The organism is Parabacteroides sp. PM6-13, assembly GCF_029892605.1.
Classification (GTDB): domain Bacteria; phylum Bacteroidota; class Bacteroidia; order Bacteroidales; family Tannerellaceae; genus QVMG01.
Window position 1 is genome coordinate 178,404 of record NZ_JARXWF010000004.1, and the last position, 22,071, is coordinate 200,474.

Sequence of the window (22,071 nt, forward strand, 5' to 3'; positions counted from 1 at the left end):
ACGCCTTCGACGTCGGAGACTGCCCCGGAAGCAGAGATTCCTTAAGGAGTTTTTTATAGCCGAAGCGCATCGGCAAGCCTGCCCATGCGCTTCGACAATTTTGCTGAAGCGCTTCGACAGTTTTGCCGATGCGCTTCGGCTATAAAATTCCGGGAGGGCTATGCCACAGTGACTCGTAACAGGATAAAAAAATGAGCCTTTCGATTGTACTCTAAAAAGAAAGGGCTAACTTTGCGCCTCAAATAGAAACAGACTTAATCATGCTCGATAAAATCAATGCGCTCCGTCAGGAGGTAGAGAAAATTAAAGCGACAACCGCTGAGGAATTGGAAGTATTGCGCATTAAATATGCAAGCAAAAAAGGCGCTATTTCCTCGTTGATGGATGAATTCAGAACCGTTCCGGCGGAACAGAAACGGGAAGTGGGCCAACAATTGAATGCGCTGAAAGAGGCTCTGCAAAACCGTTTAAACGAATTGAAAGAGGGCTTTTCCAACAACCAGACTTCTCACGATGATATCGACCTGACACGCACGGCTTATCCGATCGAGGCCGGAACACGCCACCCCCTTTCGATTGTTAAAAAGGAGGTATGCGATATTTTCGCCACCTTAGGCTTTACCATTGCCGAAGGACCGGAGATTGAAGACGACTGGCATGTGTTTACTTCGCTCAACTTTGCCGAAGATCATCCGGCACGTGATATGCAGGACACCTTCTTTATCGGACATCATCCGGATGTGTTGCTGCGCACGCACACCTCATCGGTGCAGACCCGCGTGATGGAACAGCAACAGCCGCCTATCCGCATTATCTGCCCGGGACGTGTTTACCGCAATGAGGCTATTTCTTACCGCGCGCATTGTTTCTTCCACCAAGTGGAAGCCTTGTATATTGATAAAGACGTATCGTTTGCCGACCTCAAACAGGCGCTCCTGTTTTTTGCCCGCGAGATGTTCGGAACCGACACACAGATACGCCTGCGTCCCTCCTATTTCCCATTCACCGAGCCTTCTGCCGAAATGGATATCTCTTGTAACATCTGTGGTGGAAAGGGTTGCCCGTTCTGCAAACACACAGGCTGGGTAGAGATTCTCGGTTGCGGCATGGTGGATCCCAATGTATTGGATAATTGTGGTATCGATAGCAAAATCTATTCCGGATATGCCTTAGGCATGGGTATCGAACGCATGACCAATCTGAAATACCAGGTGAAAGACCTGCGCATGTTCTCGGAAAACGACATCCGTTTCCTGAAACAGTTCGAATCGGCTCACTAAAACAAATTCATTATGCGCAAATCGGAACGTTATAAAGGCGTTATCGACTGGTTCAATAGGAATATGCCTATTGCCGAGACCGAATTGCATTATGACGACCCGTTCCAACTGCTTGTTGCCGTGATCCTGTCGGCACAATGCACCGACAAGCGGGTCAATATGATTACCCCCGCCCTGTTTGAAGCCTATCCCACTCCGGAGGTCATGGCGGTGGCAACGCCTGAGGCTGTGTATGAATATATCCGTAGCGTATCTTACCCCAACAACAAAGCGAAACACTTGGTCGGGATGGCGAAAATGCTGTTGGAAGAATTTGGCGGCGTGGTGCCTTCCGATGTGGACGAATTGCAGAAACTGCCCGGTGTAGGCCGCAAGACCGCCAATGTGATTGCGGCTGTGGTTTATGATATCCCGGCTATGCCGGTCGATACGCATGTGTTTCGGGTGGCTAACCGCATCGGCCTGACAAAAAATAGCAAGACACCGCTGGAAACAGAAAAAGAACTGGTCAAAAATATACCTACCGAACTACTGACCATCGCCCACCACTGGCTTATATTGCATGGCCGGTATGTCTGCCTGGCTCGCAAACCAAAATGCGAGAGCTGCGGTTTACAACCCTGGTGCAACCACTTCCTCGGGCAGAAATGAAACGTTATTGGAAAGAGATTGTATTGTCACTGGTGATTATCAGTGTGGCGGTCTGGTCGTTCTGGTATGTCTACGACTCGATCCGTTTGAAGAAGAAAGCGGAAGCGACCGATCTGTATACATTGGTCGCTGAAGCGCCGGAGCAGATTGTGGCGATAAACCGCCTGCGTACCCCCTGGCATTCGGATCCATTGCAGGTTTTTATTGCCTCAATTCCGGAGATCTACCTCTCGCTGGCTGCCAAAGCCCAGCCCTGCCTACTCTCTTTTCATGCGGACGGCCTTGTTCTATATGCCAAAACAGACCGGAAAAACAAAGGGGAGATAGAAAAAACAATCCTGCACCCGCAGTATGGCGCCTATCTGTTGAAGCAGCGGAAAGGGGATATTACCTACACCTATTATCCGGATAGGGAGAACAGCTATTTTGGTTATTTTGTACAGGAAGGGATTCTGGTGGCCAGTCATAGCCGGAGATTATTGGAAGAGGTGGCAGGAAACCTGACCGCACCAAAAGCATCTCTCCTGGAAGGGCGGCGTATAGACGAAAATGTGCCGATAAACATCCTCCTGTCGCCGGAGAAGATTGATTTGAGAATCAGTGAAAATGATTCGCTTATCTGGCAAATGCCCCGGGAATGGATGACGGTCGATCTCTTTGCCAGCGAGAAAAAGAGGTGCGTTTACCTGCCTATACCGAAAGAGTCGGTCACCGATTCCTTATTCTATTCGGTCACCGACTCCCTCTCTTATCGCCTGGAAAGGCTTTTCCCTTCGCTGGCATTGGAATCGCAATATACGGAAGACGAGCGTTTCCTGTATTACACCGGATGCTTCACGCCTTATAGGTCTCCCGAAGAATAACGGCAGCACTCTCCACATCACCACCAAAAGGGGGCGACATCTTGGATACCTTGACCTCTAAAGCCGTGATTTGCGGGAAAGAGGCTTTCAGGGAGGCGAGGATCCGACCACCGACATGCTCCAATAGGCGGGAAGGGATATCCATTTCGCGTTTCACCACAGCAAACACCTCCGCGTAATTGATCGTATCTTCCAGGGCATCCGTCCGGGTAGCCGCCTCAAGTGGCGCTGTAATGGTCAAATCTACCGTGAAGTGGTTGCCTACGTTGCGCTCCTGTTCCATAACGCCGTGGTAGGCGTAGAACTTCATCTTATCGAGTCGTATCTGTGTTGTCATAAGGAATACGCATTTTTATCGTCTGCCCGATCCGGCAATCAGGGAGATGATCTTTTCGTTGAATGAATCGGCTTCCATCAGCTGCTCCAGGGTGAGATGCATGCGGTAGCGCCAATAGTTATGCGGATCGGCCGGCACATTGATGCGCTCCGACTGGATATCGGGGTTCTTCACCGTGTCGTCCATGGCAAACCAATCCTGAATCGGGATAATGGTCAGCATGGAAGGAGTAGCCAGATGGTTGGATACGATCTGGGTCGCCAGCTCGGAAGAACACTCTTCAGGAGCTTCTCCGCCACGTGTCAATACCTGATTGAAGTAACGCTGTATCTTTCCACGATCCTCTTTCCACCAGTTACGGATCGGAGTCATGTCGTGCGTGGAGGTGGTGCATACGGAATGGTAAGGCAGATTCTGCAGATCGGCAAATTCGCGGTGAGGCGTTTTGGGCATTCGCTCGATCTCCAGACTGAATATCTGCAGACGGTTCATCACTTCCGGTACCGATTGAGGAATCATGCCCAGGTCTTCGCCGCACACCAGCATATCGGTCGAAGAGACAAGCGGAGCCAAACGGTTCATCGCATGCACCTTCCAGAAGCCATTATGGCGGTGATAGAAGAAATCCCAGTATAGTTGATCGAACGCGTACCGGTCGGATCCGCTCAATTCCTGGTAGGCAAAGGAGCTCGAAGCCGATATGCGGGGATGGAATTTATGGGTCTCCCGGGGATCACGCAGGAAGAGCACTTCGGTTGCGATGGTGTACAAGCCTTCCCGGATACGCATAGAGGCCACGTCGAACTTATCGCGGAACAATTCTTTGATCTTACGCTGTGTATCGCAATAGGGCTTCAGCGTCAGATAATCGGCATCCACCTGCGCCAGATAGGTGCTTTCCACTTCATCTGCCCAATCGTCGAACAAGAGTTCCAGGTGCTTGCGGTGGATGTAAGGAGTGGTATAACGTTGCTCGTCAAACCAGAGCCCATAATGCTCGATATCCTCTTTGGTCAGCGGCAAAGCCGGACTGAAATGACCACACAACCCCTGTATATGATCCAAAGGAATCTCCCAAATACGGAAGAATCCCAGGATATGATCGATGCGGAAGCAATCGAAATAGTCGCCTAACTTCTGAAAACGCTTCTTCCACCAGGCATAATGATCGCGCTCCATCACCTCCCAGTTGTAGGTCGGGAAGCCCCAGTTCTGCCCGATCGTAGAGAAATCGTCGGGCGGAGCGCCGGCCTGACCATCCATATTGAAGTATTGCGGATCGGTCCATGCCTCGATACTGGTGCGGCTCACCCCGATAGGCAGGTCACCCTTCAGGACTACGCCATTCTTATGCGCATGGTCCGATACCGATTTGAATTGGATATGTAATAGGTATTGTAGGAAATAGGAAAAAGAGATCTCCGGCCAGGCTTCGCTCTCGGGTGAAGTCAGGCGGCGAATACGTGCTTTATTGTAGACAGCATCCTTTCCCCAATCGTTGAAATCGGAGGTTTTATACTGATCACGCAGGTAGCTGTACGCCGCATACGGCACCAGCCAGCTTTCGTTCTCAGCCAGGAAGCTGCGGAAAGCCGGATCGTCCAAAAAGGCATGGCCCTCCTGTTCGACATATTCCCGGCACCAGGCGATTTTATATTGGTTGACCTGTTCGTAATCGACAGTCGCATTTTCGTTTAATTCCTTCCGGATCGCCTCGTAATAGGCCACCCTGGCAGGGTCTTTCAGCTCTCCCACCCAAGATAGACATATATACATCGGATGCAGGGCAAAGACAGAGATGGCGCTATAGGGATAGGAATCGCGCCAAGTATGCGTCGTGGTCGTATCGTTCATCGGCAATACCTGGATGAAGCGCTGATGAGTTAGTTTCACCCAATCGACCAGTTTGTGCAAATCGCCCAGGTCGCCTACCCCGAAGCTACCTTCGGAACGGAGCGAGAAAACGGGGATCACCGTTCCGGCGCAGCGCCAGAGAGGCAATTCATCGCGGAAGTGAAGGCCGGAGACCACAAAGGTCTCACCCTTTTTCTGCGCAGGCAGATCCAAGGAGCGGTTCTCGCCCGTCTCCCAGTATACCGGTTGTTGTATATCATTGTCCCAAAGGATAAACTTATATTCCAGCGGGTAGGTGATCCGCGCCGCATCCAGATGCACCTCCCACTCCGGGAAGGTGTCGCAACTAAGGCGCATCGCCTTTTGGGGATCCCAGTCACCCAGCGACGGTTGATTTCCAACGACAGCCACGCTCTGGTGTTTCTCCACCTTCGGGGCGGATACTTTTAGGATAAGCTGCTTTCCGCTCCGCACAATCTGTTCGTAGGTGTTGCAGGGATGCGCGAAAAGACTTTGGGTAAAAGCCGAGGTATAAAAGGCCAGATCAAGCGGCTTTGTCTGCCAGTAATCAAACAAGGTATATTCTTTGGAGGAGTCATCCAGCTCTATCCGGTGATTCTTCTCCCATTCTTCGAAGATCTGTTTGTCGTTGACGCAAAGGCAATAGCGGTATTCTATGGTTTTCACATCCGAAGGCACATCGAGCTGCAAGCGCCAGTTACCATCGCCTACATAATACATCTCTTTGGCTAACGCGGATTGCCAGGTACCCAATTGAGGAATGGAACCGACTATACATATCTTCTGCCCCCAGACCGTGTGGAAATTTATCTGAAAGGTTATCTTCATGGCACTGTGTTTTAGTGTGTGTGACATCGAAAGTACAAATATACACAAAAGAAAAAGAGTGAAAACGTAAGTATTCATCCATTGAATACCGCAAACGTTTTCACTCTTTCGTTTCTTCTATCCGAAAGGATGCGTTATCCGCACTTGGATGCGCCGCAGTTGGTGCAGATCAGACAGCCTTCCTGGTAGATTAATGTTTCATATCCGCAGTTCGGGCATTTCTGTCCTTTCACTTCCGCTCCATTGGGCAGGTATTTTTTCAAGGCACGTTCCACCCCGTTCTTCCAGGTATTGATTGATTCGCTATCGAGCTCCATGCCTTGAACCAATTTGATTACCTGGTCGATAGGCATACCATAGCGCAATACCCCGGAGATCAGTTTCGCGTAGTTCCAGTATTCCGGGTCGAACTTGCCGTCCAATCCTTCGATGGTCATCTTATAACCACGCTTGTTGCGGAACTGGAAGTCATAGTGCTTGCCACCATCGTCGTCGTAGCTCTTGATGATATATCCCTTATTCACATTTTTGGGAAGCATGATACCTTCGTCGTCATCGGCCAAACCGGTAAAGATCTCATACGGACGACCGTTCAACAAGCCTACGAAGGCGATCCATTTCTCACGGTTGTTCTGGAATTTCACCACGTCAGCTTCCAGGATACGCGGGCGGGTAGAGACAATCACCGGCGGTTCCATGCAGTCGCAGTCCTCTTTTTTCTTGTCGCTGGCCGATACCAATACGCCTGAGCGTGAACCGTCACGGTAAACCGTACAGCCCTTACATCCGCACTTCCAAGCTTCGACATACAAGGTATTTACCAGCTCTTCCGTCGCGTCTTCCGGCAGGTTGATCGTCACACTGATGGAGTGATCCACCCATTTCTGTATACGACCCTGCATGCGTACCTTCTGCAACCAGTCGACATCGTTGGAGGTCGCTTTATTATAAGGTGATTTTTCGATCAGTTCATCGATTTCTTCCTGCGTATATTTCTTGGTCACCGCATAACCGTTTGCCTGCATCCAGGTGACAAACTTATGATGGAACACGATATATTCTTCCCAGGAGTCGCCTGTCTCGTCAACGAAATCGACACGTACGGAGGCATCATTCGGATTTACCTTGCGGCGACGCTTGTAAACAGGCAGAAACACCGGTTCGATACCCGAAGTGGTCTGTGTCATCAAGCTGGTTGTGCCGGTTGGCGCAATGGTCAGACAGGCAATATTCCGTCGGCCATATTTCACCATATCGTCATACATTTCCGGATCTTCCGCACGCAAGCGTTGGATAAACGGATTCTTCTCTTCACGTTTCGCATCGAAAATCTCAAACGCACCACGCTCTTTGGCCATCGTTACGGAAGAACGATAAGCCGCCAAGGCAAGCACTTTCTGTACCTCTTCGGCACATTCGGTTGCCTCTTCCGTACCATAACGCAATCCCAAAGCAGCAATCATATCGCCTTCAGCCGTGATGCCGACACCTGTACGGCGGCCTTGAAGCGTTTTCTTCTGTATCTTTTCCCACAAATGGCGTTCTGTCTGCTTTACCTCCTGATATTCAGGGTCGGAATCGATCTTTTCCAGAATCTTTTCAATCTTCTCCGATTCCAGATCGATGATATCATCCATGATCCGTTGTGCCAATTCCACATGTTTTTTGAACAGGTCGTAATCGAAATAGGCCTCGGGGGTAAACGGATTCACCACATAGGAATAGAGATTGATTGCCAACAGGCGGCAGCTGTCATACGGACAAAGAGGAATCTCCCCACACGGATTGGTTGAAACGGTGCGGAATCCCAGGTCGGCATACGAATCGGGCACCGATTCTTTCAGGATGGTATCCCAGAAGAGCACTCCCGGCTCGGCTGATTTCCAGGCATTGTGGATGATTTTCCCCCAGAGTTCCGAAGCATTCACCTCTTTCACCGTCGTAGGGTTCTCCGAATCGATAGGATATTGCTGTTTGTAGGTTGTTCCGTTCACGACGGCATTCATAAAGTCGTCGTCGATCTTCACCGAAACATTGGCACCGGTCACTTTGCCCTCTGTCATTTTCGCGTCGATAAACGACTCCGAATCGGGATGTTTGATCGATACACTCAGCATCAAAGCACCCCGGCGTCCGTCCTGAGCTACCTCGCGTGTTGAATTCGAATAGCGCTCCATAAACGGTACCAATCCGGTAGAGGTCAGAGCCGAATTCTTTACGGGTGAACCTTTCGGGCGGATATGCGAGAGGTCATGTCCTACCCCACCCCGGCGTTTCATCAGTTGCACCTGTTCTTCGTCGATACGGATAATGGCGCCGTACGAGTCGGCCTGGCCATCGATACCAATCACAAAACAGTTGGAGAGAGAGGCGATCTGATAATCGTTGCCAATACCGGTCATGGGACTCCCCTGCGGTACGATATAACGAAAATGATCGAAAAGATCAAAAAGCTCCTGTTCGGTTAACGGATTAGGATACTTCTTTTCTACGCGGGCAATCTCTGATGCCAAACGGCGATGCATATCCTCCGGCGATTTCTCGTAGATATTACCAAAGGCATCTTTCAAGGCATATTTGTTTACCCACACTTTAGCGGCCAGTTCATCGCCGGTAAAATAGTCAATTGAAGCTTTAAAGGCTTCGTCAAAAGTAAAAGTTGTTTGAACCACGGTTGTATTTTTTTTGTAATAAGCGTATGCGGATTGTTTAACAATGCAAGATTAGTAATTGTTCGACACTTACACAAATTATTCTCTTATAAAAACCTCCATTGTTAATAAGTTTTCCAAAACAAACAAAACAAGAACTGATATTCAAAGGTTTACGTTTTTCATGAAAACAAAAAGTTTTCCAAAAAGAAAATTACATAAAAGAGAGCAGTTCTCAAAAAAGATAAAAAAAGAGCACCCATAAGGCGCTCTTCGTATCTTTTACTTGCAAGAGTAAATTATTTTTTTAGCAACGATTCTATCTCTTCTACCGAAGAACGGAAGGATTTATTTATTTCAATCTGATCCTTTATCGTTTTGCAAGCATGCAAAACAGTTGCATGATTCTTTTTTCCGACAAGTTGTCCGATATGCGAGAAGGAACTATCGGTATATTTTTTCGCCAAATACATAGCAATCTGACGCGCCTGCACCACCTCCCGTTTACGGGAAGCCGTTTGAATAAGGGAGGTTTCCAGATTGAAATAATCGCAAACTACCTCTTGTATTTTCTCAATAGACAACTGCTTTTTCTCCAACTTGACACTCTGACTGATCACCCACCGCGCCAATGACATATCAATCTCCCGGTTATCGATCACCGAATGAGCCATCAGCGAAACAAGCACCCCTTCGAGGTCACGCACATTGTCACTGACATTCTCTGCGATAAACTGGAACACATCGTCCGACATACGAATACCATCCTGAAGCGTCTTATGACGTAAGATCTTCTTGCGCAGTTCCACATCCGGACGTTTCATCTCAGCCGTCAATCCCCACTTCATACGAGTAATCAAACGCTCTTCGATCCCCTGCAAATCCGCCGGAGCCTTATCGGAAGTCAACACCAGTTGCTTACCCAGTTGATGTAAGTGATTGAATATATGGAAGAAGGTATTCTGTGTCTTTTCCATACCGATCAACTCCTGAATATCATCCAATAACAATACATCAATCCCTTGATAGAAATTCAAGAAATCGTTGGTTGTATTCTTACGGGTCGCATCGGTGAACTGAATACGGAACAGGTGAGCATTAACATACAAGACTTTCTTTTCCGGGCAGAGCTCACGAATACGCCGGCCTATCGCATGACACAAATGAGTCTTTCCTACGCCCGAAGGACCATACAGGAACAAGGGATTATAAGTAGTTTTCCCCGGATTCTTAGCCACCTCTTCTGCCGCGGTACGCGCCAAGCGATTGCTAACTCCTTCATAAAAGTTATCAAAACTATATTTCGCATTAAGCTGCGGATCCAGATCCTGAGGCGCTGACGGCGCAAACGGATTAGGCGCCTTTGTGATCGCTTTGCCTTTTTTGTCAAAAGGGAGTGGCGTACCATTCCCTGCCGGATAATCCAACGTACCTTCAGGTGTTTTATCTACGATCTTCACCCGATAACACAACTGTGTACCCGGACCAAAAACGCGGTAAATGGTTGCCCGCAACACATCTACATATTTAGCTTCCAGAAACTCATAAAAGAATTCACTTGGCACTTGTACCGTGAATTTATTTTCTTCGTATGACAACGGAATAATTGGAAGAAACCATGTTTTATAAGCCGCCTCCGGCACAATGTCCTTAATGATATTAAGACAGCTTTCCCACAATATGGTATGATTCATCTGCATTTCTTTGTAGTCTCCCTAACTTTCTATTTTTGTTTTGCTGAGCAAAGTTGAGCAATTATTTCGAAAAAAAAAAGGCAATAAAACCCGCGTTAATCTTGCATATTAATATCCTGTTTAATTTCAATCAGTTACAAAAAAGCATCTGACTGACAACATCTTACAGCAAACAAAAAAAATCATTCAACCGAAAATCAGCCAACTAGCGCGTTAGCCTCTTGTCAAAAAAACGAACCTTTTGCTCACTTATCATTCTACTCCGTTCGATTAGAGAGGGTTATGCTGAAAGCAAAGAATTTCAACAGATTCACCGTTAATTAGAACCATTCTAAATAATCTTTCAACAGAGTTTCGCTTTATCAGCGCGCGAGTTTCTCCTTAAAGTGTCAAGCGATCAAAAGAGAGAGAAGTGGACATAGCGTTTGGGATTCTCCTGCAGGTCTTGCAACAAAGAAGCCGCGTTGGCAGAGGTCTGATTCAGGTTATCATACAAACTTCTGTCGTTCAACAATAAGCCTATGCTATTTTCTTTCGAATTCAATTTCTCCGTGGTCTCTTTCAGGTTAGACAATGTCTGATCGATTTCAGCAAACAATCCCCGGTAGTCCAGGCCATTAAACTCTTCGCTCACGGAGACAAAATTATCTGAAATCGTTTTTAAGTTGCCCACGATAAGCGGCACATCTTTATTCAACAAGCTATTCAGTTGCTTGGTCGATAGTTCCAGGTTATTCGTCGTACGCTCGATCTGAGTCAGCGACTGAGATAAAGCAGGATGATTCACAATCGCCTGCAACCCCGCCAGGATCGAATCGATCTTAGGCAATAAATCCACCACACCCGGCAGGAGATTCTCTTGAAGCGACGACATCATATCACCCTCTATACGCCCCTCTATATAAGAGCCCGATTTGATAAACTCAGAGGTATACTTGTTCAGATGCAGATAAAGATCGGCACCGCCCAACAAACTTTTGGAGATCGTCACATAACTGTCTTTGTTCACCCGCATCTCTTTGTCGAGGCTAACCTCCACCACGATCTTGTCCACCGTCGAATAATCATAGTTAATAGAACGTACCAGCCCCACCTTATAACCATCCACATAGATCGGACTCGATACCGTCAGATCTCTCACATCACTAAACGTAATAAAATAATGGTTCACCGGTTTGAACAGGTTGATTCCTTTCAGATAGTTTATACCTATATATAATAGTATAAGGCTGACAAGTGTCACCAATCCGATTTTCGCTTCTTTTGTAAATGCATGTTTCATCTTCTCTATTTCTTTTTCTAAATTATTACTTACTTCATTTTACCTTTTTGCCATCCTTGAAGGAGATAATAAAGGCGTCTTTAAAATCTTTTGCCAGACTCCGGCGGATGGCACGTATCTCATCCATACTGGTCGATTCGCCATACGTATATTTATACAGACCGTTTTCTACATAAAAATCAACATTCTTATACCCCTTCAATTCCTTGGCGTTGGATGCCAGCTTTTTGTTGGATGCCACAATCTGCACCTTATAAACCACCTGACCGGTCGTAGCCGCCGGCTTCGCATCGGTTTTCGAAGCAACAGCCACACTGGCCGACGCACCACCCTGTTTGCGATCGTATTCACGTTTATATTTTACAAAAGCATCATAAATAGCCCGCGCCAACTGGTCTTGTCCTTGAGCCGACTTCATATATTTTTCTTCCGCCGCCGTAGAGATATAACCCAGTTCCACCAATACGCTCGGCATACTGGTTTTGCGCAACACCAGAAACCCGGCCTGACGCACTCCCCTGTCGACCCGTTTACAGGCAACAAAACCCTTTTGAATTTCCGAAGCGAAAGAGATGCTCTGCTCCATATGTTTGTTTTGCATAAATTCGAAGATAATATAGGACTCCGACGATTTCGGATCGAACCCTTCGTATTTTTGCATATAATCATCCTCCAATAGGATGGCCGAGTTCTCCATCATAGCCACACGCAGATTCTCTTCCGTCCGGGCTAACCCCAAGGTGTAGGTCTCCGTTCCTCTGACCGTTCCTTTGGCCACCGCATTGGTATGAATCGAGATAAACAGGTCGGCTTTGTTTTTATTGGCCATATTCGCTCGCGCGTCCAGATCCACAAAACGATCGCGGTCACGCGTATAGACCACCTTCACATCCGTGAAAGAGGCGGCAATCATCTTCCCCAACTTCAAGGAAACAGCCAGGTTGATATCTTTCTCTTTGGCCGTAGCACCCACCGCACCCGGATCTTTCCCTCCATGTCCGGGATCGATCACCACCGTAAATACCTTGTCGTTCCCAACACTTTTCTGTATCGGGAAAAGTAAAAACAGCACGATGAGGATGCTCACACACAAAAAATCTTTTGCCGTCGTCATTGCTTCCTGTTTACAACCGAAGGCAAATGTACTTCTTTTTCACGAATCTACAGGCAGATAGGTTTTATGAAATGATCAAACAGCCCATTTCAGCTCGGAAAACAGGAGAGCGAAAACCGCTTAGCCCAAAAAAAAAGCGACCCCGTTTTCGGAATCGCTCTTTCTTATCTCTATGTTTGTTCCTGTCTTATTCTGAAACAACTTCGAAAGGAATTTCTACGGCTACCTCTTTGTGGAGTTTCACCTTCGCTTTATAACTTCCTACTTCTTTCACCGCGTCTTTCACGGAGATGCTCTTACGATCGATTTCAAAGCCAAGTTTTTCCAATGCTTCAGCAATCTGAATATTGGTTACAGAACCAAAGATAGTACCTGTAGAGCTTGTTTTTGTTCCGATAGTCAGTGATACACCTTCTAATTTCGCAGCCAATGCTTCAGCGTCTTCTTTGATCTTCGCCAGCTTATGAGCGCGTTGACGGAGATTCTCTGCCAATACTTTTTTTGCCGATTCGGAAGCGATCACCGCTTTGCCCTGGGGGATTAGAAAGTTACGTCCGTAACCGCTCTTTACTGTTACGATATCGTCTTTGTAGCCTAAGTTCGCTACATCTTCTTTCAAAATAACTTGCATATTCTGTCTCCTCTCTTTTAAATTATTTCATTAAATCGGTTACGTAAGGCAGCAATGCCAGGTGGCGTGCTCTTTTCACAGCCTGTGCTACGCGACGTTGGAATTTCAAAGAAGTTCCGGTGATACGACGAGGAAGGATCTTTCCCTGCTCGTTCAGGAATTTCTTCAAGAATTCAGGATCTTTGTAATCGATATACTTGATGCCACTTTTCTTGAAACGGCAATATTTTTTCTTTTTTACATCCACGGAAGGTGGTGTCAAATATCTGATTTCTGATGGAGCTGCCATGATTAATTTTCTTTTACTGTTTCTTTAGATGCTTTCAAATTTCTTCTCTTCGCTGCATATTCAGCTGCGTATTTATCCTGACGGAAAGTAAGGAAACGGATCACCCGTTCGTCGCGACGGAATTGTACTTCCAATTTCGCAATGGTTTCAGGATTCGCTTTAAACTCAACCAATTGATAAAAACCGGTCGTTTTCTTGGCAATAGGATACGCCAGTTTGCGCAATCCCCAGTTCTCTTCATTCACAATCTCTGCCTCTTCTTTTTTGAGGAAGTTTGTGAACTTTTCTACTGCTTCCTTCATCTGAGCGTCAGATAAAACGGGAGTTAAAATGAAAACAGTTTCGTAATTGTTCATAAACGCTGTTATTAATTTGATTATTAAATAAATTTAGCGGGGCAAAGGTAGACATTTTATCCGTACAAACAAAAAAAGTTTTTCTCTTTTTCGTATTTCGCGTCCGGACAAAAAAAAAAGCCTGAGTTATCAGGCTTTTTGCGGAAGCGGCGAGATTCGAACTCGCGGATACCTTGCGATATCGTCAGTTTAGCAAACTGGTGGTTTCAGCCACTCACCCACACTTCCTTCACTTCCCGGGTGTATTCTTTGGGAATTGCGCTGCAAAGATAGGCGTAATTTTTAATAAACAAAGCCTTTTACCGCGTTTTTTCAAGAAAAAGATGCTACTTTTGCTGCTTATTCTGATAGTCAAAGCATTATAAAGATGGGTATTACCAAACGTTCCAAATGGGTCATCGCTTTAGGGATTCTTTTATCCCTATTTCTTGTGGCTGCGATAATAGGCTGGTGGCTCTACCGAATGGCTGTAGGTCCGAACTTCACCCCTTCCGACAAGGTGTATATTTATGTGGATGAGCGAAAAGATTTCGATGATTTATGCAGTCAATTGACCGATTCTGCCGCCTGCTCAAACCCGGGGAGCTTTCGTTGGTTGGCCAATCGCTTGCATTATCCCGAAGCCATGCGTACGGGACGTTATGCGGTAGAGCCGGAGATGAGTAACCTGGACCTTTTGAATCGCCTTCGCCGCGGGCAGCAAACCGCTACGCGTATCACCTTTAATAATATCCGTTTCCTGGAAGATCTGACCCGACGGTTGGACGAACAGTTGATGCTCTCGTCCGAAGATCTCCTGAACCGCCTGGCCGATCCCGCCTATTGCGACTCGTTAGGTTTTGATCTGGAGACAATCCGTTGCCTGTTTATACCGAACACCTATGAGGTCTATTGGAATATATCGCCTGACGCTCTCTTAACCCGGATGAAACGGGAATACGATGCTTTCTGGACGGACGAACGCCGTAAGAAGGCTGAATCGATCGGGCTGACTCCGACAGAGGTAGCAATCCTGGCCTCTATCGTAGAGGAAGAGACCGCTGTGGCGGATGAGTTCCCGGTGGTAGCCGGTCTTTACATCAATCGTCTCCACCGGGGTATGCTGTTGCAGGCCGATCCGACAGTGAAATATGCTGTGGGCGACTTTATGCTCCAACGCATCCTCTATGTGCACCTCGAGGTTGACTCGCCTTACAATACCTATATCTATCCCGGCTTGCCTCCCGGACCGCTTCGCATTCCTTCCATCCAGGGGCTGAATGCCGTATTGAACTATGCGAAACACAACTACCTCTATATGGTTGCCAAGGAAGATTTTTCAGGGCGCCATAACTTCGCTTCCACCTTGCGGGAACACAACAACAACGCAAACCGCTACCGACAGGAACTCAACCGGAGGAATATTCGATAGGTTTTTGTCGGGGATAAAAGCAAAAGGCGTATATTTGTACACGTCACAGCGTGACATTACGTGCTGTCATATAATTAGTAAACATTCATCATAGAAAACATAATCTATATGGGAAAACATCTTTTTTTAGGGGATGAGGCCATTGCGCAAGCGGCTATCGACGCCGGCCTTTCCGGTGTATATGCTTATCCGGGCACCCCTTCTACCGAAATCACGGAATATATCCAGGCTTCTCCGATCGCAAAAGAACGTGGCATCCACAGCCGATGGAGCACCAACGAGAAAACAGCGATGGAAACAGCCTTGGGAATGAGTTACGCAGGGAAACGTACCCTTTGCTGTATGAAACATGTGGGGCTGAACGTGGCTGCCGACTGCTTTATGAACGCTTCGATGAGCGGGATTCATGGCGGGATGATCATTGTAACGGCCGACGACCCCTCGATGCACTCCTCCCAGAACGAACAGGACAACCGCTTTTATGGCAACTTTGCCATGATCCCGATGTTGGAACCATCCAACCAACAGGAGGCATACGACATGGTATATGACGGCTTCGAGCTTTCTGAAAAACTGGGCTATCCTGTCCTGTTGCGCATCACCACCCGTATGGCACACTCACGTGCCGGTGTGGTTACCCGTCCGCAAAAGGAAGAGAATCAAATGAGTACACCGGCGGATGGTCGTCAACGGTTTGTGCTTCTGCCTGCCCTGGCTCGCAAACGCTACAAAACATTATTGGAAGCACAGGCTGTATTCACCCGCGAATCAGAAGAATCAACCTACAACCAATATTTCGACGCGCCCAATAAAGACTTGGGAATCATTACCACCGGTATCGCGTTCAATTACCTCTCGGAAAACTACCCCGAAGGCTTCGAACACCCGGTATTGAAGATCACCCAATATCCTCTTCCACGCAACCTGGTAGAGAAACTGGCCGCTGAGTGTAAAGAGATTCTGGTACTGGAAGAGGGCTTCCCGATGGTGGAAGAACAACTGAAAGGCTATCTGAATAAAGGGCTGATCGTTCATGGACGACTGGACGGAACCCTGCAACGCGAAGGCGAACTCACGCCCGATGCCGTTGGCCGCGCCTTAGGTAAAAAAATCGAAAGTTTCTACGCGATACCGGAAGTGGTAGAGCAACGCCCGCCCGCTTTGTGTCAGGGATGCGGTCACCGCGATGTGTATGAAGCATTGAATGAAGTACTATTGGAATACAACGGAGCGGCTAAAGTGTTCAGCGATATCGGTTGTTACACCTTGGGTGCCTTGCCTCCTTTCCGCGCCATCGACACCTGTATCGATATGGGCGCCTCCATTACTATGGCGAAAGGGGCTTCCGATGCCGGTCTGTTCCCTGCCGTGTCTGTGATTGGCGACTCCACCTTTACCCACTCCGGTATGACCGGTCTGTTGGATTGCGTGAACGAGAATACGCCGATCACCATCATCATCTCCGACAATGAGACCACCGCTATGACCGGAGGACAAGACTCCGCCGGCACAGGCCGAATCGAGTCTATCTGCGCCGGGATCGGTGTGGATCCCGCTCATATCCGCGTGATGGTGCCTTTGAAGAAGAATTTCGAAGAGATGAAAACCATCATCCGTGAAGAGATCGAATACAAAGGCGTGTCGGTGATTATCCCACGTCGCGAGTGTATCCAAACCTATGCCAGAAAACGTAAAGCCGCAAAGAAATGAAAATAGATATTATCCTATCCGGAGTAGGAGGCCAGGGTATCCTCTCCATCGCCGCCGTTATTGGTGAAGCAGCCCTGAAAGAGGGGTTGTATATGAAACAAGCTGAAGTGCATGGTATGAGCCAGCGTGGAGGCGACGTGCAATCCAACCTGCGTTTGTCTGATAAGCCGATCGCTTCCGACCTGATCGCCTTAGGGCAGGCCGATCTGATCATCTCTTTGGAGCCGATGGAAAGCCTGCGCTACCTGCCTTTCCTGAAGAAAGAGGGTTGGCTGGTAACCAATTCACAACCTTTCATCAACATCCCGAACTATCCGGAGATGGAAAAGGTGGAGGCGGAACTGAACAAACTGCCGCACAAAGTGGTATTAGATGTGGAGGCCATCGCGAAAGAGGTGGCTACAAGTCGTGCCGCCAATATCGTGATGCTGGGCGCTGCGGCTCCTTTCCTGAAAATCGATTTCGAGAAGATCGAAGAGGGCATACGCAGTATCTTCGGACGTAAGGGCGAAGAGGTGGTCGAAATGAACCTCAAAGCGTTGAAAGCCGGCTATGATGTAGCCCAAAGCATGCAATAAAAAGCAATACTTATACATGAAAAAACCGGGAATTTCTTCCCGGTTTTTTTGTATTCAATCATCAATAAAGAGGTTGTTTTTACTTCTTGGCGTTTTTTCTGCGGTTCATTTCGATCTGCAACATACGCAATTCGCGCCCGGTTTGTCCTTTCACCGAGGTGTTCTCTTCGGCACGGCGCAACAGGTAAGGCAGTACATCGCGCACCGGTGCATAAGGCACATACTTAGTCACATTATAGCCCTCATGCGAGAGGTTGAAGGAGATATTATCACTCATGCCCATCAGCTGCGAGAAGAAGATGCGGGGATTATCACGTTTCAGCCCTTTCTCGTCGATCAGTTTCGCCAATTTATAGTTGCTTTCCTCATTGTGGGTACCCATAAAGAGCTCCATCCGGTCGATATGCTCCACGACAAACGCCACGCCGGCATCAAAATTATCGTCGGTCGCCTGTTTGTCTTTGCAGATCGGATCGGGATAACCCATCTCGGCCGCGCGTTTTCTCTCCTCCTCCATATAGGCGCCGCGCACAAACTTAATACCCGGGTAATAGCCCTTTTCGATGGAATCATCCAGTATGCGCTGCAGGTAGGGCATACGGTCGTGGCGATACATCTGCAGGGTAGCAAACACAATCGGCCGCTCTTTGTTGAACTCACGCATGGCCTCATCGGTCAATTCATCGATCGCATCCTGAAAACAATAATCTTCGGCATCGACCAAAATGCGTACATCGTTATCGTAGGCACGACGGCAGAGGGCCATAAAGCGCTCTTTAAACTCCCGGAACTCTTTGATCTCATCGATGGTCAGGTCTTTGCGTTTCTCGGAAGCTTTGCAGAGTATCTCATCACGGGTGATGGTCGATGGCTTAAACACGGCGTAAGCGATGTTCGGATTCGCTTTGGCATTGTCGACAGAGCGTAGTGTTTCGTGGAAGGTAGCCTCTATGCCTTTGGGTGTTTGTTCTCCTTCGGCCGAAAAGTCCATAGTCGATTTCACATTGAATTTCTCCAGGTAAGAGACAATCTTACGACACTCTTCCAGCGTTTCCCCTCCGACAAACTGTTTGTAAAGGGTCGGTTTCACAATCCATCCTAGTGGAAAATGGATTTTTATAGCAATATTGGATGCCCATTTACCCGCTTTTACGATCCAGGGATACTTCATCACGGTATAGAGCATGTAGGCGTTTTTCAACTCTTTCTTCGACTTGGAAGAAAAAGCAATTTCGGTATTATTAAAGTCTAACATAGTATTTTGAAATTTAATGAAGAATGAAGAATAAGGAATGAAGAATGATTATCTCTGCAGATTCTTCATTCTTCACTCTTCATTCTTCATTTCTACATTTATTCTTCTCCCAAGAACGGATACTTATAATCGGTTGGTGGAACCAACGCCTCTTTGATACAGCGAGGATTAGTCCAGCGAATCAGATTTAACGGGCCTCCTGCCTTATCGTTCGTTCCGGAAGCACGAGAACCACCAAACGGTTGCTGAGCAATCACCGCTCCGGTCGATTTATCATTGATATAGAAGTTACCGGCTGAATAGCGCAATTTGTTAAACGCTGTCTGCAATGCGTAACGGTCGCGGGCGAAGATAGAACCTGTCAGTGCATACGGCGAGGTCTTGTCGCAGATATCTAATGTCTCTTCGTATTTGTTATCGTCGTAAACATACACCGTAATAATCGGGCCGAAGATCTCTTCTACCATGCTCTTGAATTGCGGATTGGTTGTCTCAATCACGGTCGGTTCTACAAAATAACCTACCGACTTATCGCATCCACCACCGAAGATAATCTTCGCATCCGACGCCTCTTTTGCAAAGTCGATATAACTCTTGATATTATCGAACGATGCCTCATCGATCACCGCATTAAAGAAGTTGGTGAAGTCGGTCGGATCACCCATCTTTATCTCTCTCAGCATACCGCCAATCTGCTCTTTGATCTCTCCCCAAAGCGATTTAGGAATATAAGCGCGTGAAGTAGCCGAACATTTCTGTCCCTGATACTCAAAAGCACCACGCACGATAGCCGTAGCCACTTCCAAAGTCGGAGAAGAGGGATGTACGAAGATAAAGTTCTTGCCGCCTGTCTCGCCGACAATTTTCGGATACGATTTGTAATTCTCCAGGTTGTTGGCCATCTGACGCCACAAGGTATTGAAGGTAGCCGTTGATCCGGTGAAGTGGAAACCTGCCAGATCCGGGCTTGCCGTAATCACCTTACCAATCACGCTGCCCTGTCCGGGAATGAAGTTGATGACGCCATCGGGCAATCCTGCCTCCTGAAATACTTTCATCAACAGATAGTTGGAGTGAATAGCCGTGGTCGAGGGCTTCCAAACCGCCACATTACCCATCATCGCCGGTCCCATATTCAGGTTAGAAGCGATCGACGTAAAGTTGAACGGGCTGAGCGAGAAAACGAAACCTTCCAATGCACGGTATTCCATACGGTTCAGGATGCCTTTGTCAGAATAGGGCTGATCGGCATAGATCTGTCCGGCATAATAAGCGCTGTAGCGCAAGAAGTCGATCAACTCACACGGCGCATCGATCTCTGCCTGGAAAGGACTCTTGCTCTGTCCCATCATCACGGAGGCGTTCAATAGATAGCGGTATTTTGTTGCAAACAATTCGGCCACGCGCATCATAATGGAAGCACGTTCCAGCCAAGGCAGTTCAGACCATTCTTTATGGGCAGCCATAGCAGCATCGATAGCCATTTGCACCTCTTTCTCACCTGCTTTATGGTAAGTAGCCAACACATGCTGATGATTATGCGGCATCACCACCTTACCCGTATTCCCGGTGCGAACCTCTTTCCCTCCAATAATCAAAGGAATATCCCACTCTTCGGAACTAACTTGCGCAATGGCTTTTTTTAACTCTGTTTTTTCATTTGACCCTGGCGCATAAGCCTTAACCGGTTCATTTCCCGGATTCGCAAATCTGTAAATCGCGTTGTTCATTGTACGTTTAAATTATTACTGCGTTTAACTTCTTAATCAGTCCGTAAACGTAAGAATTTTTTTCGAGAAACCCATTTGACGACCGTTAAAAATAATCATAGACAAATAAGGGGAAAAGGGGAAGGCAACGAACCCGGGAAACGGGCACAAACCAAAATATCAAAATGCAAGCAAAAACCCCGTTTTGCTTTACAATATGATACGTTAAAAAGTGTTACTCCTGCGGGTAATTTAAAATACCCCTACGTTTTCGAAAAAATACTCGGGCAGAAATGACAAAATGATAGTTGGCCAAGGCCTTCGACTCAAACAACAATGGTCCATCCGGCGAATGCGTATTTGAATTTAGGTAGTGTAATGATGAAGGTGGAGCGAATCTTCAGATTTGGTAATATTTGAAGGAGAAGGGAGAAGGGAGAAGGGAGAAAGGAAAAAGGAGAAGGGAGAAAGGGAATTGAAGTGAGGGAACGCTGCATAGCAGCGATCTGTATACAGCCCCGTGCGTGAGCGCGGGGAAAAGGGACACGCAAAAAATGCGCCGCGTAGCGGTGCTATGGAACAACCATCAAAACAAACACATAGCACCGCTACGCGGCGCTGTTGATCATACGATCATTACCCCGCGCTTCCGCACGGGGCTGTATACAGATCGCCGCCAAGCGGCGTTTGCGCACCCTCCCTCCAATTCCCTTTCCCTTTCCCTTTCTCCCTTCTCCTTTTTCCTTTCTCCCTTCTCCCTTCAATTTCCCTCCGATTTGACTATAATGTAAAAAATACGCATTTATCGAATGAACCACAACAATCCTTTTTCCCACGACGAAACAGGCTGATTTGTAAAACCTTTCCGCATTGTCCATCATATTGTCCACTTGTAAAAAAAGGTAAAAAGCATATCATGATTAACTTAGACGACGTTTAACAAAAAGGATTTATCATGAGCGAAATGTTACAAGTAAAAAAGCTACGCCACTGGCTTGAGAACGACAAAGCATATCTTAGAAAAGATCTGCGTCTGACAGATGCCTCGGAAGTGATACCGGTTAACAGGACCTACCTGTCACGTATATTCAACAACCACTTCAAATGTTCCTTTAGCGCCTGTCTGTTAAAATACCGACTGGAGGAGAGCAAGCGCCTACTGGTTGAACATCCGGAAATGATGGTGCGCGAAGTAGCTCTACAATCCGGATTCCGCACCCAGGCCACCTTCTTCCACGCCTTCCGTCAATACGAACAAACCACACCGGCACAATACCGCCGAAGCCACTTTCAACGCATGAACCGTATTTGACGATCTCCATAAGAAGAAATTATATATTCCCTATCCCTTTGCTTTGCGTTATCGCTACGCTAAACATACGTTGTTTCCCCACATGAAAGGGGGAATAGTTGCTGATTTCTGCTAATTGGAGTGGATTTGAGGCTAACGATTTGAAAAGAGCAATCCCGGCTATCTGTTGATTTATAACCTGTTGCAACAATGTGAATACGAGTGTGAATACGAAAATCCCGTTTTTCTTATTTAGAAGATAATTT

At 47.3% G+C, this 22,071-nt stretch carries 18 protein-coding genes and 1 tRNA gene; 7 read left to right on the forward strand and 12 right to left on the reverse strand.

Annotation, left to right across the window (positions count from 1 at the left end; genetic code table 11):
* Positions 1-260: 260 nt before the first annotated feature.
* The 3 genes from pheS to M2134_RS05695 are packed head-to-tail and all read left to right on the forward strand — an operon-like array spanning position 261 to position 2,794.
* Positions 261-1,280: a phenylalanine--tRNA ligase subunit alpha gene (gene pheS / locus M2134_RS05685; protein ID WP_280750996.1), complete on the forward strand. Its 1,020-nt coding sequence runs from the start codon at positions 261-263 to the stop codon at positions 1,278-1,280.
* A 12-nt stretch (positions 1,281-1,292) separates the two neighbouring features.
* The gene (nth, locus tag M2134_RS05690) at positions 1,293-1,931 is read left to right on the forward strand and encodes an endonuclease III (RefSeq protein ID WP_280750997.1); all 639 of its coding nucleotides are present in this window, start codon (positions 1,293-1,295) and stop codon (positions 1,929-1,931) included.
* Entirely contained in the window at positions 1,928-2,794 is an 867-nt protein-coding gene (locus M2134_RS05695; RefSeq protein WP_280750998.1) for a hypothetical protein, read from the forward strand. The genes nth and M2134_RS05695 overlap by 4 nt, the downstream gene beginning before the upstream one ends.
* Here the strand turns inward: M2134_RS05695 and folB are convergent.
* The 10 genes from folB to M2134_RS05745 all read right to left on the reverse strand — a co-directional run bounded on the left by folB (position 2,766) and on the right by M2134_RS05745 (position 14,079).
* Positions 2,766-3,131 (reverse strand): dihydroneopterin aldolase, encoded by a 366-nt coding sequence (folB, locus tag M2134_RS05700; RefSeq protein WP_280750999.1) that lies wholly within the window; start codon positions 3,129-3,131, stop codon positions 2,766-2,768. The two genes, M2134_RS05695 and folB, sit on opposite strands and share 29 nt — an antisense overlap.
* Before the next feature lie 15 nt (positions 3,132-3,146).
* Complete coding sequence (locus tag M2134_RS05705; RefSeq protein ID WP_280751000.1) at positions 3,147-5,834, reverse strand: 4-alpha-glucanotransferase; 2,688 nt, start codon at positions 5,832-5,834, stop codon at positions 3,147-3,149.
* A gap of 134 nt (positions 5,835-5,968) precedes the next feature.
* Positions 5,969-8,506, reverse strand: coding sequence for an adenosylcobalamin-dependent ribonucleoside-diphosphate reductase (locus M2134_RS05710; protein ID WP_280751001.1), 2,538 nt, complete (start codon positions 8,504-8,506; stop codon positions 5,969-5,971).
* Between the two features lie 278 nt (positions 8,507-8,784).
* A complete protein-coding gene (dnaA, locus tag M2134_RS05715) occupies positions 8,785-10,185 on the reverse strand; it encodes a chromosomal replication initiator protein DnaA (RefSeq protein ID WP_280751002.1) in 1,401 nt (466 codons plus the stop codon).
* 391 nt (positions 10,186-10,576) lie between these two features.
* Complete coding sequence (locus tag M2134_RS05720; protein WP_280751003.1) at positions 10,577-11,461, reverse strand: MlaD family protein; 885 nt, start codon at positions 11,459-11,461, stop codon at positions 10,577-10,579.
* A gap of 34 nt (positions 11,462-11,495) precedes the next feature.
* Positions 11,496-12,575 (reverse strand): N-acetylmuramoyl-L-alanine amidase, encoded by a 1,080-nt coding sequence (locus tag M2134_RS05725; RefSeq protein ID WP_280751004.1) that lies wholly within the window; start codon positions 12,573-12,575, stop codon positions 11,496-11,498.
* A gap of 187 nt (positions 12,576-12,762) precedes the next feature.
* Entirely contained in the window at positions 12,763-13,206 is a 444-nt protein-coding gene (rplI, locus tag M2134_RS05730) for a 50S ribosomal protein L9 (RefSeq protein ID WP_280751005.1), read from the reverse strand.
* 22 nt (positions 13,207-13,228) lie between these two features.
* Positions 13,229-13,498: a 30S ribosomal protein S18 gene (gene rpsR, locus M2134_RS05735; protein ID WP_280751074.1), complete on the reverse strand. Its 270-nt coding sequence runs from the start codon at positions 13,496-13,498 to the stop codon at positions 13,229-13,231.
* Positions 13,498-13,851: a 30S ribosomal protein S6 gene (gene rpsF, locus M2134_RS05740; protein ID WP_280751006.1), complete on the reverse strand. Its 354-nt coding sequence runs from the start codon at positions 13,849-13,851 to the stop codon at positions 13,498-13,500. Before rpsF ends, rpsR begins: the two co-directional genes overlap by 1 nt.
* Before the next feature lie 141 nt (positions 13,852-13,992).
* Positions 13,993-14,079: transfer RNA gene (locus M2134_RS05745), tRNA-Ser, on the reverse strand.
* Between the two features lie 139 nt (positions 14,080-14,218).
* Here M2134_RS05745 and mltG point away from each other — a divergent pair.
* The 3 genes from mltG (at position 14,219) to M2134_RS05760 (ending at position 17,550) form a co-directional block, all read left to right on the forward strand.
* Positions 14,219-15,262, forward strand: coding sequence for an endolytic transglycosylase MltG (mltG, locus tag M2134_RS05750; RefSeq protein ID WP_280751007.1), 1,044 nt, complete (start codon positions 14,219-14,221; stop codon positions 15,260-15,262).
* 108 nt (positions 15,263-15,370) lie between these two features.
* On the forward strand, positions 15,371-16,972 hold the full coding sequence (locus M2134_RS05755; RefSeq protein ID WP_280751008.1) for a thiamine pyrophosphate-dependent enzyme: 1,602 nt from the start codon (positions 15,371-15,373) through the stop codon (positions 16,970-16,972).
* On the forward strand, positions 16,969-17,550 hold the full coding sequence (locus M2134_RS05760; RefSeq protein ID WP_280751009.1) for an indolepyruvate oxidoreductase subunit beta: 582 nt from the start codon (positions 16,969-16,971) through the stop codon (positions 17,548-17,550). The genes M2134_RS05755 and M2134_RS05760 overlap by 4 nt, the downstream gene beginning before the upstream one ends.
* Before the next feature lie 79 nt (positions 17,551-17,629).
* Here the strand turns inward: M2134_RS05760 and M2134_RS05765 are convergent, their stop codons facing one another.
* Both M2134_RS05765 and pruA read right to left on the reverse strand, forming a co-directional pair.
* Positions 17,630-18,805, reverse strand: coding sequence for a proline dehydrogenase family protein (locus M2134_RS05765; RefSeq protein ID WP_280751010.1), 1,176 nt, complete (start codon positions 18,803-18,805; stop codon positions 17,630-17,632).
* A 98-nt stretch (positions 18,806-18,903) separates the two neighbouring features.
* Positions 18,904-20,535 carry an L-glutamate gamma-semialdehyde dehydrogenase gene (pruA, locus tag M2134_RS05770; RefSeq protein WP_280751011.1) on the reverse strand — a complete coding sequence of 544 codons (1,632 nt, stop codon included), beginning with the start codon at positions 20,533-20,535 and terminating at the stop codon, positions 18,904-18,906.
* Between the two features lie 934 nt (positions 20,536-21,469).
* On the opposite strand from pruA, the gene M2134_RS05775 reads away from it, so the two are divergent.
* The gene (locus tag M2134_RS05775) at positions 21,470-21,826 is read left to right on the forward strand and encodes a helix-turn-helix domain-containing protein (protein ID WP_280751012.1); all 357 of its coding nucleotides are present in this window, start codon (positions 21,470-21,472) and stop codon (positions 21,824-21,826) included.
* The last annotated feature ends 245 nt before the right edge of the window (positions 21,827-22,071 follow it).